Raw genomic sequence first — 14,370 nt, 5'->3', positions numbered from 1 at the left:
TCGCAGTACTAGAGGCTCCACTAGTGACGGCTTCAGTATCATCGCGGCCATGGCACCGGTCAAGCCCACGAGAGCCGAACGAGCGAGGCAGACGCGCCGCCGCATGATCGACGCGGCACGAGGGCTGTTCGTCGGGCAGGGGTACGCCGCGACGACGATGGACCAGATCGCGGCGGAGGCGGGTGTCGCCGTGCAGACCGTCTACTACACGTTCCGCACGAAGGGGCAGCTGCTCGCCGAGGTCGTCGAGGTCACGGCGGCCGGCGAGGACCATCCGGTGCCCGTGCCGGCCTGGGCCTGGGTGCGGGAGATGCTGTCGGCCACCTCGGGTCAGCGCGTACTCGCTCTCGGCGTGGAGCACGGCACGGCGATCTACGAGCGGGTGGCCGCGCTGTGGCCCGCCGTCGGCGCCGCGGCGGCCGCCGACCCCGCCGTGAACGACTACTGGCGCGGCGTCACCACCGACCGCCGCAGCGGACAGCGCGCGATGGTGGCCAGGATCGCCGAACTCGGCGAGCTCCGTCCCGGCCTCGGCGTCGACCGCGCGACCGATCTGGTCGTCGTGCTGGTCGGCCACGACGTCTACCACGGGCTGGTGGAGGACGCGCGGTGGAGCGTGACCGCCTATCGCGCGTGGCTGTTCACGACACTGGCCGGGCAGCTGCTGGTCTCCGGCGAGACAGATCCCGACGCCGTGAGCGGACTGTCGTTCGCCGCACTGGTGCTCGGAAGCTGAACACGGCAACGGCCGCCCGCCCCGGTCGGGAGCGAGCGGCCGTTGCGCAGTCCAGAACTACAGAACAGCGCGCAGCTGGTCCGCGATCACCGCGATCCGGCCGAGCACGCCGTTCACGAAGCGCGGCGAGTCGTCCGTGGACAGGCCCTTGGCGAGCTCCACGGCCTCGTCGATCGCGACCGCGTCCGGCACGTCGGCCGCCCACAGCAGCTCGTACAGGCCCAGGCGCAGGATCGCGCGGTCGACCGCCGGCATGCGCTGCAGGGTCCAGCCCTCGGCGTGTTCGGAGATGAGGTCGTCGATGCGCGCGCGGTGAGCGGCGACGCCTTCGACGAGGGTCACCGTGTAGTCGTTCACCGGCGGCACGTCCGGGGACCCGACCCGCGAGGCCAGCAGCGTCACGGGGTCGCTGCCGAGCAGGTCGGCTTCGTAGAGGAAGTCGACCGCGCGCTTGCGGGCCTTGCTGCGAGCGCCCATTACTTGTCGCTGACGCGGCCGAGGTAACGGCCGTCGCGGGTGTCGACCTTGATCTTCTCGCCGGTCGTGACGAACAGCGGGACCTGGATCTCGGCGCCGGTCTCGAGGCGGGCGGGCTTGGTGCCACCGGTGGAGCGGTCGCCCTGCAGGCCGGGGTCGGTGTGTTCGATGACGAGCTCGACCGAGGTCGGGAGCTCGATGAACAGCGGCACGCCCTCGTGGACGGCCACCACGGCCTCCTGGTTCTCCAGCATGTAGTTGGCGGCGTCGCCAACGGTCTCGGCGGGAACCGGGATCTGGTCGTAGGTGTCGCCGTCCATGAAGATGAAGTCGGCGCCGTCCTTGTAGAGGAACGTCATGCCGCGCTTGTCCACGGTGGCGGTGTCGACCTTGGTGCCCGCGTTGAAGGTCTTGTCGACGACCTTCCCGGTCAGCACGTGCTTGAGGGTCGTGCGCACGAAGGCGCCACCCTTGCCGGGCTTGACGTGCTGGAACGCGGTGACGGTCCAGAGCTGGCCGTCGAGGTTCAGCACCAGGCCGTTCTTCAGGTCGTTCGTGGTGGCCACGGGGGAATTTCTCCTGTGATTGGACGGGGTGTCAGACGACCACGAGTTCCTTCGTGGTCAGGGTGAGGAGCTCCGGCCCGCTTTCGCGCACCACGAGGGTGTCCTCGATGCGGACTCCGCCCCGCCCCGACAAGTACACGCCGGGCTCGACGGTGACCGCCATACCGGCCGAAAGTGTACCGTCACCCGCCTTCGACAACGCCGGTGCCTCGTGGATCTCCAGCCCGACCCCGTGCCCCAGGCCGTGCAGGAACCCCTCGCCGTGCCCGCCCTTCTCGATCACCTCGCGCGACGCGTGGTCGACCTCACTCACCTTCACCCCGGGCTTGAGGGCGTTGCGCCCGGCCGCCTGGGACCGTGCGACCAGGTCGTACAGGTCGCGCTGCCAGTCGGCGGGCTTGCCGAGCACGAGCGTGCGGGTCATGTCGGAGTGGTAGCCGTCCACGAGCGCGCCGAAGTCGAGCTTGATGAAGTCGCCCTGGTGCAGCACCGCGTCCGTCGGCGAGTGGTGCGGCACCGCGGAGTTCGCCCCGAACGCCACGATCGAGGAGAACGACGGTCCTTCCGCGCCGTGGTCGAGCATGCGGCTCTCCAGCTCGCGCGCGATCTCGCGTTCCGTGCAGCCCGCGCGCAGCCCGCCGTGCCCGATCAACGCCGCCAGCGCCCGGTCCGCCGCCGCGCACGCCATGCGCAGCGCCTCGATCTCGACCTCGTCCTTGACCAGCCGCAGCTTCTCGACCAGGCCGCCTGCCCTGGTCAGCTCCGCCTTCTCCGCCGCGCCCGTGAGCGCTTCGAGGCCGTCGACCGTGACGTGGTGGCTCTCGAACCCGAGCCTGCCCTTGGCCCGGCGCGCCAGCGCGATGTCGCACGGCCGGTCGATCAGCCGCTCCAGGTCCGGAACCTGCCTCGCCGACTGCGTGAGATACCTGCCGTCGGTGCAGAACACCGACTTGTCGTCACCGCCGGCGTCGATCAGGACAGCCGCGTTCGATCCGGTGAACCCCGTGAGATAACGGACGTTCAGCAGGTTCGTGACGAGCAGCCCGTCCAGGCTCGCGGCCTGGAGCTCCTGGCGCAGTGCGATGCGGCGAGCGGCGTAGGACGACATGTCTCGCAGCGTACGACCAGTCCTAAGCTGTCCGCATGCGTCCTTGGTTCGTCCGTGCGTTGTGGATGGGGCTCCTGCACGGGGCCGTGCAGACCGGCGTGGCGGCCGTGGGCGTGCGCAGCCCGGAGGCCACGTCGGTCCGCCCCATCGCGATCGGGTTGCTGGTCGCCGCCGCCGTCATCTGGGGCGCGGTCGACCGGCTCCGCGAGCTGCCCTCGGCGGGCATGCAGTGGTTCATCGCCGCGCTGATCGCCGGGCCGTTCGCCGGTGCGCTGGGGGTGATCGGGTCGGCACTGCTGGTCGACCAGACCGGCCAGGAGGCGCTGTGGGTGGCGCTGACGGGCGGGGCGGCGTTCACGGCGTTGCTCGTGCTGGCACCGGCCGGGCTCGGGATGCTGCTGGGCGGGTTCCTCGCGCAGAAGGACTCAGCCCGCCACTAGCTCCACCTCGAAGCCGTCCTCGTTCTCCAGGAAGGCGGCGTAGTGGTCCTCGCCGCCGGCGTGCGGGTGCTTGTCGGCGAACATCAGCTGCCAGCCGTTGCGCTGGGCGTGCGCGGTGAGCCGGTCGACGTCGGCGCGGGTGCCCGCGTGCAGGGCGAGGTGGTTGAGGCCCGCTTTCATTCGATCGTGTGGACCTGTCAGGGCCGGGGACTGCTCGACCACGACGTAGGTCTCGTTGAGCTTCCAGCTGACGCCCGCGTTCCAGCGCTGGTGCTCGGTCCAGCCGAGCGCGGTGAACAACCACCCGAAGGTGGCCTCGGCGCGGGCCAGGTCCGGAACCCACAGCTCGACGTGGTGGAGCACCGTCACTCCTTCCTGCGGCAATGACCGAGCCGATGGTCAATTGATGGACAGGCGGCGCGCCTGCCGGCTCCGCGAAAAGGTGTGCCGGGTTCAAACGCTGACCTGGAGAATGTCCATGATCTGGCCGGAGATCGACGATCAACCGGCCGCGATCTGGGTGGGCCCCGGCGCCAGCGTCGTGAACATCCCCACCGCACACGCGGCAAAGGACGACCACGCCCGACGAGCACCACCCGCACAACTCCGTCACGGGCGAGGTCTGCGACAACGCCGCAGTCGTGCAGGTGCACAACGTCAGCGGCGACGTCCTGTTGCTGACCGGTGCGGCGCTGTCGACCCCCGGCGATGTTCAGACCGAACGCCACCAAGGTGAGGAAGGCCGTGTTCGGGCTGACGGCGTTCGCCGCGGTCCTTGCGCTCGGCGGACTCCTGTACGAACGGGTTACGGCTGGTGCTTGAGCGACAGCCAGCGCAGCGCGAGCAGGTAGCCCTCCACGCCCAGCCCCACGATCACACCGTTCGCAACCGCCGAGATGACGCTGTGGTGCCGGAACTCCTCGCGCTGGTGGATGTTCGAGATGTGCACCTCGACCAGCGGCGCGGTGAGCTGCGAGCACGCGTCGCGCAGGGCGATCGAGTAGTGCGTCCACGCGGCGCCGTTCAGCACGACCGGGATCGAGGCGTCGGCGGCCTCGTGCAGCCACGCGACCATCTCGCCCTCGTGGGCGGTCTGACGGACCTCGACGTCGAAGCCGAGCTCCTTGCCCTCCGCCACGCACATCTCGACGAGGTCGGCGTGGGTGGTGCTGCCGTAGATGAGCGGCTCGCGGGTGCCGAGGCGGTTCAGGTTCGGGCCGTTGAGGACGAGGACCTTCACAGCAGCACCTTTCCGGAACCGGACGTCGGCTCGGCGGCGACGGCCGAGTAGGCGGCGGCGATCAGGGCCGGGTCCGGGCCCTCCAGGCGGCCGGGCTTGGCGAGACCGTCGAGGACGACGAAGCGGAGCACGCCCGCCTTGTTCTTCTTGTCGACCTTCATGCCCTCCATCAGCTGCGGGAGGGCGTCCGGGTCGTAGGACGTCGGCAGGCCCAGGAGCTGCAGAACGGACTTGTGGCGGTCGGCGGTCTCGTCGTCCAGGCGGCCGGCGAGGCGGGCCAGTTCGGCGGCGAAGACCAGGCCCACGCTGATGGCGGCGCCGTGGCGCCAGCGGTAGCGCTCGCGGCGTTCGATGGCGTGGCCGAGGGTGTGGCCGTAGTTGAGGATCTCGCGCAACGACGACTCGCGGAGGTCGCTGGTGACGACGTCGGCCTTGATCTGGATCTTGCGGCGGACCAGTTCGGCCAGCACCTCACCCGTGGGGTCCAGGGCTGCCTGAGGATCCGCCTCGATCAGGTCGAGGATCACCGGGTCTGCGATGAAGCCGCCCTTCACGATCTCGGCCATGCCGGCGACGAGCTCGTTGCGCGGCAGGGTTTCCAGGGTCGCCAGGTCGACGAAGATGGCGTCCGGCTCGTAGAACGTGCCGACGAGGTTCTTGCCCGCGTCGGTGTTGATGCCGGTCTTGCCGCCGACCGCCGCGTCGACCATGCCGAGCAGCGTGGTCGGGATGTTCACCAGGCGCACGCCGCGCATCCACGTGGAGGCGACGAAGCCCGCGAGGTCGGTCACCGCGCCGCCGCCGAGGCCGACGACGACGTCGGTGCGGGACAGGCCGATCTTGCCCAGCACGTCCCAGCAGAAGCCGGCGACGGCGAGGTCCTTGCCGTCCTCGGCGTCGGGGATCTCGACGCGGTGCGCGTCGGCGCCCGCGGCCTTGAGCTCGTCGACCAGCACCTCGGCCGTGGCGGCGAGGGTCGGCTGGTGGACGATCGCGATCTTGGCGGTGCCCTTCAGGAAGTCCACGATGTCGCCGAGCAGGCCTCGGCCGATCACGACGTCGTAGGGCTTCTCCGCGGCGACCCGGATGCGGACGGGCTCGGTCATTCGCTGGCTCCCTTGATCACCGCTTCGGCCACCTGCTCCGGGTCGAGGGCGTCTGTCAGCACCTCGATCGTCGCGACCTCGCGGTACAGCGGCAGGCGTGCGTCGAGCAGCGCCTTGAACGTGGCGCGCGGGTTCACCCCGGACAGCAGCGGGCGCGCGGACGACAACCCGGTGCGGCGCACGCCCTCGGCCATGCCGACGTTGAGGAACACGACCGTGTGCTTCTTCAGCCGCTCGCGGGTCACCGCGGACAGCACGGCTCCCCCGCCGAGCGCGAGCACGCCGTCGTGTTCCTCGAGCGCCTTGGCGACCGCTTCTTCTTCCATGGCACGGAAAACGGGCTCACCGTCGCCGGTGAAGATGTCCGCGATCGGCTTGCCCGCGGTCTCGACGATGTCCGCGTCGACGTCGCGGAAGGCGAGGTTCAGCTGCTTGGCCAGCAGCTCGCTGACCGTCGTCTTGCCGGCCCCCGGAGGCCCGACCACGACGAACTTCGGGCTCACAGGCCCTCCCAGCGGGCTTCCAGCGCCTTCAGGTACGCGTGGGCGTTGCGGCGCGTCTCGCCCAGCGAGTCGCCGCCGAACTTCTCCAGCGCGGCCTCGGCGAGCACCAGCGCCACGACGGACTCCAGCACGACACCGGCACGCGGCACGGCGCAGACGTCCGAACGCTGGTGGATGGCGACGGCGGGCTCACCGGTGCGGACATCCACAGTGGACAGTGCACGTGGGACGGTCGAGATGGGCTTCATCGCAACGCGCGCACGGAGGATCTCGCCGTTGGTGATGCCGCCTTCGAGGCCACCCGCGCGGTTCGAGCGGCGCGTGACGCCGACCGGGCCGCTGCCGCGGTCGATCTCGTCGTGCGCCTGCGAACCCCAGCGCTGGGCGGAGGTGAACCCGTCGCCGATCTCCACGCCCTTCATCGCCTGCACGCCCATCAGGGCGGCGGCCAGGCGCGCGTCGAGGCGGCGGTCCCAGTGCACGTGCGAGCCGAGGCCCGGCGGCAGCCCGTACGCGAGCACCTCGATCACGCCGCCGACGGTGTCACCGGCCTCCTTCACGGCCTCGACCTCGGCGACCATGGCCTCGGTGCCGCGCGCGTCGAAGCAGCGCACCGGCGACTCGTCGATGGCGGGCAGGTCGTCCGGCGTGGGCAGAGCGCTGTCCTCCGGCGTCTGCGCCTTGCCGATGGACACCACGTGGCTCAGGATCTGCACGCCCAGCAGCTGCTGCAGGAACTGCCGCGCCACCGTGCCCAGCGCCGTGCGAGCCGCGGTCTCCCGGGCGCTGGCGCGTTCGAGCACGGGTCGCGCCTCGTCGAAGCCGAACTTCTGCATGCCCGGCAGGTCGGCGTGACCGGGCCGGGGCCGCGTGAGGGCCTCGTTGCGGCCGGTCGGCTTGAGCAGGCTCGGGTCGACGGGATCCGCGGACATCACGGTCTGCCACTTCGGCCACTCGGAGTTGCCGATGGTGACCGCGATCGGGCCGCCCTGGGTCTTGCCGTGACGCACGCCGCCGAGGATCTCGACCTCGTCCTGCTCGAAGCCCATCCGGGGCGAGCGACCGAAACCGAGCCTGCGACGCCCCAGCTGGGTGACGAGGTCCTCGGTGGTCACCTCGACACCGGCGGGCATGCCCTCGAGGACGGCGACGAGAGCGGGGCCGTGTGATTCTCCAGCGGTGATCCAGCGCAGCACGTTCACAATCCTTTCACAGCGTCGTCAACGCCCAGGTGGCGGCCAGCAAGCCCGGCCCGTGCGGCACTCTCCTGCTGCGCCTGATGCCCGCGAGCGCGAGGGTGACCGCGCTGGACAGCATCGCCGCAGGTAGGAGCAATGGCAGTCCGAGCGGTGCGCCTAGGCCGAATGCGAGCTTCACGTCTCCGCCGCCCATGAGGGCAGGCTTCAGGCGCCGGACCGCGAGATGAGCGCCACCGAAGATCACCGCTGCGAGCGCCGCGGCTCCCAGTCTGTGGGACTCCAGGAGCAGCAGCGCGGCGGCCAGCGGGAGGGTCAGCGCGTCCGGCAACCGGTGGTGCCGCAGGTCGACCATCGCGAGGACGATGCCGAACCAGGCGAGCAGGTACGACGACGGCGGCGCGTCCAGTGCGTCCGCGACCGTCCACAGCGAACTCAGCAGAGACGCGAGCAGGACCGTGGTCATGACACCACGGTCCTGCCGGGTACGACTCGGACACAAATCGCGACCGGTCGTGAACGGTCCGTTCACGCACGGCCCCAACGTGCCCTGTTACGGGCTGGGAAAACGCCCGAACCGGTGGTGCCGCAGGCCTGCGCAGGGGTACCCCCGGCCTGGGATCCCCTCGCAACCCAACCTGGCCGGCACCACCGACAAGATCAGCGAGACCAGTCGAACAGGGCGTCGTTCGCCGCCACGTCCACGTCCACCGCGACGTCGGCCAGCACGTCGGCGGAGGCGTCCAGCGCGATCACCGGGCAGATCGGGGCGAAGCCCGCCGCCTCGACCTCGGCCGGGTCCCAGGTCACGATCCGCTGACCGGCCCGCACCTCCTCGCCCTTGACCACGTGCAGCTCGAAGCCCTCACCCTTGCGCTTCACGGTGTCGATGCCGAGGTGGACCAGCACGGCCGCGCCGTCGCCGGTCGCGACCACGAACGCGTGCGGGTGCAGCGTCACCACGGTGCCGTCGACGGGAGAGACCACGTCGGACCGGGAACGCACCGGCTCGACGGCCACGCCGGGGCCGACCATCGCCTGCGAGAAGACCGGGTCCGGCACCGCGGAGAGCGCGACCGCGCGGCCGGTCACGGGGCTGCCGACGCGGAGGCTCACAGGAGGTCCTCGATGTCGGACGCGATCGTGTCCGCCTCGGGGCCGACGACGACCTGAACGACGTTGCCGGAGCGCATGACCCCGTGTGCTCCCAACGCCTTCAGGGCCTTCTCGTCCACCACGGAACCGTCCTCGAGCTCACACCGCAGGCGGGTGATGCACGGTTCGATCTCGACGATGTTGGACGCGCCGCCCAGCGCGTCGATGATCTTCTGCGCCTTGTCGTCAGCCACGTTCGTACCTCTCGTTCCCGTAACAGCGGTTGACACCCGCTCAGTGCGCGGAGCATTCTCCCGCACCAACTGGTCTAGACCGGAAAGTACCACTGCGAGGAGGTGAGCGAGTGCACGAGATCGTGGACGGGCCCAAGCCCAAGCACGCACAACTGCGCGAGATCCTGCGTCGCCTCGCCGAGCACGACCTCGCCCCCGGCTCGCCCATTCCGTCCGAACGCGACCTCGCCGAGCGGTACGGAGTGTCCCGCATCACAGTGCGGGCGGCAGTAGGCCAACTGGTCGCAGAAGGCCTGCTCACGCGGGCCAAGGGGCGCGGCACGTTCACCGCGCGGCGCCGCTACGACCTGCAGTTGTTCCTGGCCTCGTTCACCTCGGACATGAAGGCGCGCGGGCTCGAGCCCAGCACCGAGGTGATCAGCTGCGGGCAGGCGGTTCCCGGCTCGAAGGCCTCGCTGGGGCTGGACGACGACGAGTACGCCTATCGCGTCGTGCGGCTGCGCAAGGCCGACGGGGCACCGTTGGCTGTCGAGGCCGGCTGGTACAGCCCGCACCTGCTGCCCGAGCTCGACCGGTGCGACCTGACCGGGTCGCTCTACGAGCTCTTCGCGGCGAAGTACGGGGTCCAGCTCGACCACGCGAGGCAGACCGTGTGGGCAGAGACCGCCGACGCCGACACGGCCAAGGCGCTCGACGTCCGCAAGGGCAGCCCGCTGCTCGTGTTCAGAAGGGTCGCCAGCTCACAGGGGCGGCCGTGCGAAGACGTTACTTCCTGGTACCGGGGCGATCTCTACCAGGTGACCATGCAACTGGACCGGACCGTCCCGGGGACCGGACCGAACTCCGCCAAGGGAGGTACCCGATGAGCGCCAACACCGCAGATGTGGGCGGTCGTCAGATCAAGGGCCTCGCCACGTTGCAGCGCTTCGGTCGCAGCCTCATGCTGCCGATCGCCGTGCTGCCCGCGGCAGGTCTCCTGCTCCGCTTCGGTCAAGACGACATGCTGGGCAAGGACGGTCTCGGCTGGAACGCCGTCGCCGCGGTGATCGGCGCGGCGGGCGACGCGCTGTTCAGCAACCTCGCCCTGCTGTTCGCGGTCGGCATCGCCGTCGGGTTCGCCCGGCGCGGTGACGGTTCCACGGCCCTGGCCGCCGTGGTCGGCTACGTGACGCTGACCAGCGTCTTCAAGGCGATGTCTCCGCTGGTCCTCGACCAGCCGACAGACCCTGCCGCGAAGCCCGAGTTGATCGACTACCGAGTGCTCGGCGGTATCGTCGTCGGGCTCCTGACCGCCCTGCTGTGGCAGAAGTACCACCGCATCAAGCTGCCTCCGTACCTGGCGTTCTTCGGTGGCCGGCGGTTCGTGCCGATCATCGTCGCGGGCGTCATGGTGCTCGTCGGCGTGATGCTCGGTCTGGTGTACCCGTGGTTCGACGCGGGCATCACCGCCCTGGGCAACTGGGTCACCGGCAGCACGATCATCGGTGCCGGCCTCTACGGCATGATCAACCGTCTGCTCATCCCGCTCGGTCTGCACCACATCATCAACAACGTCGTGTGGTTCCAGTTCGGCGAGTACAACGAGAAGACCGGTGACATCCCGCGCTTCTTCGCGGGCGACCCGAGCGCCGGCACGTTCCAGACCGGCTTCTTCCCGATCCTGATGTTCGCGCTGCCCGCCGCCGCACTGGCGATCGTGCACACCGCGCGGCCCAGCCAGAAGAAGATCATCGCCGGCATCATGGGCTCCGCCGCGCTCACCGCGTTCATCACCGGTGTGACGGAGCCGCTCGAGTTCGCGTTCATGTTCGTCGCGTGGCCGCTGTACCTGATCCACGCGGTCCTGACCGGCACCTCGCTGGCGATCTCGAACGCACTCGGCATCCACGACGGCTTCTCGTTCTCGGCCGGTGCGATCGACTTCATCCTGAACTGGAACATCGCCACCAAGCCGTGGCTGCTGATCGTCCTCGGCCTCATCTACGCGGCGATCTACTACTTCCTGTTCCGCTGGGTCATCACCAAGTGGAACCTGAAGACGCCGGGCCGCGAGGACGACGAGTCGCCGGAAGCCGACGAGAGTGTCGTGGGCAGCGCGCGGGACGAGGCGAGCACCACGAAGACCGACGTCCGCGACCCGAAGACCGACAAGTAGCAGCTCTACCGGGAGGAACCATCATGGCCGAGCGACGGGTCACCGTGGCCAGCAAGGTCGGACTGCACGCCCGACCTGCCGCACTGCTGGCGAAGGCCGCCGCCGACCAGCCGGTGACGGTCACCATCCGCAAGGACGGCGGCGAAGCCGTGGACGCGGCGAGTGTGCTGGGTCTGATGACCCTCGGCGCCATGCACGGTGACGAGGTGGTGCTCAGCGCCGACGGGGACGGAGCGGACGCCGCTCTGGACGCCATCGCCGAACTGATCGCCACCGACCACGACGAGTGAGTCGGGTGAGTGGTTCCGGTCGCCCCGACGGCCGGAACCACTCACCGCCCACCCGAAGTGCAGGACGACACCCGCGGTCACGACGCCGGCCAAGGTCGACGGCGTGGCCTGCGGGTACGTCACCATGAGCCACACCCCGCCCGCCGCGATCGCGGGCGGCACGACCAGCCCCGCGGTCCACTTGCGCAGCACCAGGAACGCGAGCGTCGAGACCAGCAGCGCCGCGCCGAGCGTGTCGCTGAACCGGTGCCAGCCGAGCGACACCGTCTCCGCCGCGACCGCACCCGCCCCGAGCGCACCGGGCACCGCGACCAAAAGGGCAAACCGCTTCGGCACCGCCATGGTCACCGCGATCACCGACGCCACCGCCGCGGTCGTGTGCCCACTGGGAAAGCTGTTGTGCACCAGCACCGCGTCCTCGTCGAGCGCGGGCCGCACCAGCACGTGGAGCTTCAGCATCTGCGCGAGCAACACGGACCCGCCGAGCACCAGCAACGGCGGAAACGCCTTCTTGCGCGCTATGAGGATCACGAGCACTGCGGCGACGATGATCACCATGTCCACGTCGGACGCCCAGGAGCGCTGCAGCGACAGCTCTGGCAACGCGGCGTTCTCCGCCTTCTGCCCGAACGACGTCCACACCAGCGCGAAGTACGTGAAGAGGAATCCCACCAAGCTTCCGGCCATGCGATCGAGACTCCGCGAGCCGGTCTACGGGAACGTCCACGCCATGTCATGGTTCCGCTACAGAAACGGCGCAGGTGCCGTTACCTGCCGATAATGGATCTCGTGGCGATGGTCTTGCTGGTCGAGGACGACCCGTCCGTGCGTGAAGGACTCGGTTTGGCGCTGCGCCGCCAGGGCCACGACGTCCGGGCGGCCGGAACAGGAGAGGAAGGCGTCGAGCGACTGCGCGAGTCGCGTCCCGACATCGTCGTTCTCGACATCATGCTGCCGGGCATCGACGGCTTCGAGACGTGCCGCCGCATGCGCATGCAGGCCGAGGTGCCCATCATCATGCTCACCGCGCGCGGCGACGACTTCGACGTGGTCGCGGGCCTGGAGGCGGGCGCCGACGACTACGTGGTGAAACCCGTCGAGCCACGCGTCCTGGAGGCGCGGATCCGCGCCGTGCTGCGGCGGACGGTGTCCGAACCGTCCAACGTGGAGCGTCACGGCTCGCTGATGATCGACCGCGCCGGCCTGCAGGTGCTGAAGAACGACGTGAAGGTCTCACTGACGCCCACCGAGCTGAAGCTGCTGCTGGAGCTGTCCAGGACACCGGGCCGTGTGCTGACCCGCCAGCAGATCCTGGAGGCGGTCTGGGAGCACGACTACCTGGGCGACTCCCGGCTGGTCGACGCGTGCGTCCAGCGGTTGCGCGCCAAGATCGAGGACGTGCCGTCCGAACCCCGTTACGTCCACACCGTACGAGGCTTCGGCTACCGCTTCGGCCCGCGATGAGGTCGCTGTTCCGCGGGCTGCGGCCCCGGCTGATGGCCGCTTTCCTGCTGCTGACCCTGCTCGGCGCGGTGGCGGCGACGGGCGCCTCGTACGCGACCGCCCGCAACCTCCTGCTGGAGGACGCCCAGAACGGCTTCATGAACCCGCTGGTGGAGCAGGTCCGCAACTACGCGCCCCGCCTGACCGTTCCTCCCACCCAGCAGGACCTCGACGAGTTCCAGTCCTTCCTGCGCAGCCCTGCGGTGGTGGTCTTCGAGGGGCTGCGCTCCCGCAACGGCCCTGACCTCGGCGCCGTGTCCGCCGAGATGCGCGAGGCGTTGAAGTCGAGCAGGACGGTCATCTGGCAGCGCCGCACCGACTCCGCCGAGCCCTACGTGGTCATCGGCATCCCGCTGCTGCGCCCCGACGGCACCTCCACAGGCGTCGAGGTGTGGGCGTGGACGTCGCTGGGCGGCCCTCAGCGCGCCATCGACAGCTTCGCCACCGCCGCCTGGGTCGGCGTCAGCCTGGTGCTCCCCCTGGCCCTCGGCCTGGCCCTCTTCACCGCCCGTGGCGTCCTGCGACCGGTTCGCCGGCTGGGCGCCGCGGCCCGCGCCCTCGGCTCCGGCCGCCTGGACACCCGCGTCGAGGAACGGGGCTCCGACGAGCTCGCCGACCTGGCCCGCACGTTCAACAGCGCCGCCGAGCAGCTCGAGGCCTCCCAGGCGGCTTCGCGGCGTTTCGTGGCGGACGTGTCCCACGAGCTCCGCACACCTCTGACCGCGATGAACGCCGTGACCGCCGTGCTGGACGAGGACGCCGCTTCCCTCCCGGAGGACACCGCCGTGGCGGCCCGCCTGGTGTCCGCCGAGACCCGCAAGCTCACCCGCCTGGTCAACGACCTGATGGAGATCTCGCGCTTCGATGAGGGCGGCAACCTCCTGGAGCTGGACGAGTGGGACATCGGCACCGCTGTCCGCGACTCGCTGGCCGCACGCGGCTGGACCTCGTCCGTCGAGGCGTCGCTCCCCGACGGCATCACGGGCCGGGTGGACCGCCGCCGCCTGGACGTGATCGTCGCGAACCTCGTCGGCAACGCCCTGAAACACGGCGGCGCCCCGGTGCGGGTGGCCGTGCGCCCCGGCGTGATCGAGGTGTCCGACCAGGGCCCCGGCATCCCCGAGGACGCCCTCCCCCACATCTTCGACCGTTTCTACAAGGCAGACACGGCCCGCTCCCGTTCCGAGGGCAGCGGACTGGGATTGGCGATCGCATGGGAGAACGCACGCCTGCACGGCGGCACCATCGAAGCGGCCAACGCGCCCTCGGGCGGCGCGGTCTTCACCTTGCGCTTGCCCTGGTGACCCTGGCCGGCTGCGGTGTGCGCCCCACTCCGGTGCTGACCGGCGCGGAGGCCCCCACGATCTCCTCGCACGAGCTGACCGTCTACCTGTTGACGCCGAAGCACGACGACCTGGTGCGCCGGACCCGCACCTACTCCGGCACCGTGGACACCGCGACCGCGATCAATCTCCTGGTGGCCGGGCCGACCGAGGAGGAGAAGAAGCTCGGCCTGTCCACCGAGGTCCCTTCGACGTCCTCGCGGGTGTACGCGGTGTCGAACCTGATCGTGCTGCCGGAGGACCTGGGCCCGTTGTCGAAGATGGCGCAGTTGCAGCTGTACTGCACGGCGATCGCGAGCCGGGCGAAGGTGGAGGGTGTACCGCAGCCGGGCTTCTCCTGCCCTTAGCGGAGCGAGCA

Annotated in this window: 19 protein-coding genes and 1 pseudogene; 8 read left to right on the top strand and 12 right to left on the bottom strand. The window is 70.0% G+C overall.

Annotation, left to right across the window (positions count from 1 at the left end):
• The first annotated feature begins 49 nt into the window (after window positions 1–49).
• Window positions 50–736 carry a TetR/AcrR family transcriptional regulator gene (locus tag C8D87_RS31645; RefSeq protein ID WP_112229432.1) on the top strand — a complete coding sequence of 229 codons (687 nt, stop codon included), beginning with the start codon at window positions 50–52 and terminating at the stop codon, window positions 734–736.
• A 57-nt stretch (window positions 737–793) separates the two neighbouring features.
• On the opposite strand, the gene nusB is transcribed toward C8D87_RS31645, so the two are convergent.
• The 3 genes from nusB to C8D87_RS31630 are packed head-to-tail and all read right to left on the bottom strand — an operon-like array spanning window position 794 to window position 2,887.
• Window positions 794–1,213: a transcription antitermination factor NusB gene (nusB, locus tag C8D87_RS31640; protein WP_109641656.1), complete on the bottom strand. Its 420-nt coding sequence runs from the start codon at window positions 1,211–1,213 to the stop codon at window positions 794–796.
• Window positions 1,213–1,779 carry an elongation factor P gene (gene efp, locus C8D87_RS31635; protein ID WP_109641657.1) on the bottom strand — a complete coding sequence of 189 codons (567 nt, stop codon included), beginning with the start codon at window positions 1,777–1,779 and terminating at the stop codon, window positions 1,213–1,215. The genes nusB and efp overlap by 1 nt, the downstream gene beginning before the upstream one ends.
• Window positions 1,780–1,810: 31 nt before the next feature.
• Window positions 1,811–2,887, bottom strand: a complete 1,077-nt coding sequence (locus tag C8D87_RS31630) for a M24 family metallopeptidase (protein ID WP_112229431.1) — start codon at window positions 2,885–2,887, stop codon at window positions 1,811–1,813.
• A 35-nt stretch (window positions 2,888–2,922) separates the two neighbouring features.
• Here C8D87_RS31630 and C8D87_RS31625 point away from each other — a divergent pair, with 35 nt between their 5' ends.
• The gene (locus C8D87_RS31625; protein ID WP_146231871.1) at window positions 2,923–3,327 is read left to right on the top strand and encodes a B-4DMT family transporter; all 405 of its coding nucleotides are present in this window, start codon (window positions 2,923–2,925) and stop codon (window positions 3,325–3,327) included.
• Here the strand turns inward: C8D87_RS31625 and C8D87_RS31620 are convergent.
• The 8 genes from C8D87_RS31620 to C8D87_RS31585 form a co-directional block, all read right to left on the bottom strand.
• The gene (locus C8D87_RS31620; protein ID WP_112229637.1) at window positions 3,313–3,690 is read right to left on the bottom strand and encodes a VOC family protein; all 378 of its coding nucleotides are present in this window, start codon (window positions 3,688–3,690) and stop codon (window positions 3,313–3,315) included. The genes C8D87_RS31625 and C8D87_RS31620 overlap by 15 nt on opposite strands.
• A 442-nt stretch (window positions 3,691–4,132) precedes the next feature.
• Complete coding sequence (gene aroQ / locus C8D87_RS31615; RefSeq protein ID WP_112229430.1) at window positions 4,133–4,567, bottom strand: type II 3-dehydroquinate dehydratase; 435 nt, start codon at window positions 4,565–4,567, stop codon at window positions 4,133–4,135.
• Window positions 4,564–5,673, bottom strand: coding sequence for a 3-dehydroquinate synthase (aroB, locus tag C8D87_RS31610; protein WP_109641663.1), 1,110 nt, complete (start codon window positions 5,671–5,673; stop codon window positions 4,564–4,566). Before aroB ends, aroQ begins: the two co-directional genes overlap by 4 nt.
• A complete protein-coding gene (locus C8D87_RS31605; protein WP_112229429.1) occupies window positions 5,670–6,176 on the bottom strand; it encodes a shikimate kinase in 507 nt (168 codons plus the stop codon). The genes aroB and C8D87_RS31605 overlap by 4 nt, the downstream gene beginning before the upstream one ends.
• Window positions 6,173–7,372, bottom strand: a complete 1,200-nt coding sequence (aroC, locus tag C8D87_RS31600) for a chorismate synthase (RefSeq protein WP_112229636.1) — start codon at window positions 7,370–7,372, stop codon at window positions 6,173–6,175. Before aroC ends, C8D87_RS31605 begins: the two co-directional genes overlap by 4 nt.
• A gap of 13 nt (window positions 7,373–7,385) precedes the next feature.
• Window positions 7,386–7,838, bottom strand: a complete 453-nt coding sequence (locus tag C8D87_RS31595; RefSeq protein WP_112229428.1) for a prepilin peptidase — start codon at window positions 7,836–7,838, stop codon at window positions 7,386–7,388.
• Between the two features lie 194 nt (window positions 7,839–8,032).
• Window positions 8,033–8,488: a PTS sugar transporter subunit IIA gene (locus C8D87_RS31590; protein ID WP_112229427.1), complete on the bottom strand. Its 456-nt coding sequence runs from the start codon at window positions 8,486–8,488 to the stop codon at window positions 8,033–8,035.
• On the bottom strand, window positions 8,485–8,721 hold the full coding sequence (locus C8D87_RS31585; RefSeq protein WP_109641667.1) for a glucose PTS transporter subunit EIIB: 237 nt from the start codon (window positions 8,719–8,721) through the stop codon (window positions 8,485–8,487). The genes C8D87_RS31590 and C8D87_RS31585 overlap by 4 nt, the downstream gene beginning before the upstream one ends.
• 110 nt (window positions 8,722–8,831) lie before the next feature.
• On the opposite strand from C8D87_RS31585, the gene C8D87_RS31580 reads away from it, so the two are divergent.
• From C8D87_RS31580 to C8D87_RS46285, 3 genes are read left to right on the top strand one after another with little or no spacing between them, the layout of a single operon-like run.
• Complete coding sequence (locus C8D87_RS31580; protein ID WP_233440217.1) at window positions 8,832–9,587, top strand: GntR family transcriptional regulator; 756 nt, start codon at window positions 8,832–8,834, stop codon at window positions 9,585–9,587.
• Window positions 9,584–10,876 (top strand): PTS transporter subunit EIIC, encoded by a 1,293-nt coding sequence (locus tag C8D87_RS31575; protein WP_112229426.1) that lies wholly within the window; start codon window positions 9,584–9,586, stop codon window positions 10,874–10,876. The genes C8D87_RS31580 and C8D87_RS31575 overlap by 4 nt, the downstream gene beginning before the upstream one ends.
• 23 nt (window positions 10,877–10,899) lie before the next feature.
• Entirely contained in the window at window positions 10,900–11,166 is a 267-nt protein-coding gene (locus tag C8D87_RS46285; RefSeq protein ID WP_170155338.1) for an HPr family phosphocarrier protein, read from the top strand.
• Between the two features lie 195 nt (window positions 11,167–11,361).
• On the opposite strand, the pseudogene C8D87_RS48095 reads toward C8D87_RS46285, so the two are convergent.
• Window positions 11,362–11,625, bottom strand: a pseudogene (locus C8D87_RS48095) (phosphatase PAP2 family protein); the annotation flags it as partial.
• A 330-nt stretch (window positions 11,626–11,955) separates the two neighbouring features.
• Here C8D87_RS48095 and C8D87_RS31565 point away from each other — a divergent pair.
• Genes C8D87_RS31565 through C8D87_RS31555 form a run of 3 tightly spaced genes read left to right on the top strand, consistent with a single transcriptional unit; the run spans window position 11,956 to window position 14,359 of the window.
• Window positions 11,956–12,630, top strand: coding sequence for a response regulator transcription factor (locus C8D87_RS31565; protein WP_109641767.1), 675 nt, complete (start codon window positions 11,956–11,958; stop codon window positions 12,628–12,630).
• A complete protein-coding gene (locus C8D87_RS31560; protein ID WP_109641670.1) occupies window positions 12,627–13,973 on the top strand; it encodes a sensor histidine kinase in 1,347 nt (448 codons plus the stop codon). Before C8D87_RS31565 ends, C8D87_RS31560 begins: the two co-directional genes overlap by 4 nt.
• The gene (locus C8D87_RS31555; protein WP_146771926.1) at window positions 13,970–14,359 is read left to right on the top strand and encodes a hypothetical protein; all 390 of its coding nucleotides are present in this window, start codon (window positions 13,970–13,972) and stop codon (window positions 14,357–14,359) included. The genes C8D87_RS31560 and C8D87_RS31555 overlap by 4 nt, the downstream gene beginning before the upstream one ends.
• Window positions 14,360–14,370: the final 11 nt, after the last annotated feature.

It is taken from the genome of Lentzea atacamensis, from assembly GCF_003269295.1.
GTDB lineage: Bacteria > Actinomycetota > Actinomycetes > Mycobacteriales > Pseudonocardiaceae > Lentzea > Lentzea atacamensis.
Note: the sequence above shows the minus strand (reverse complement) of the source record. Positions and strands in the feature narration are given on the sequence as shown.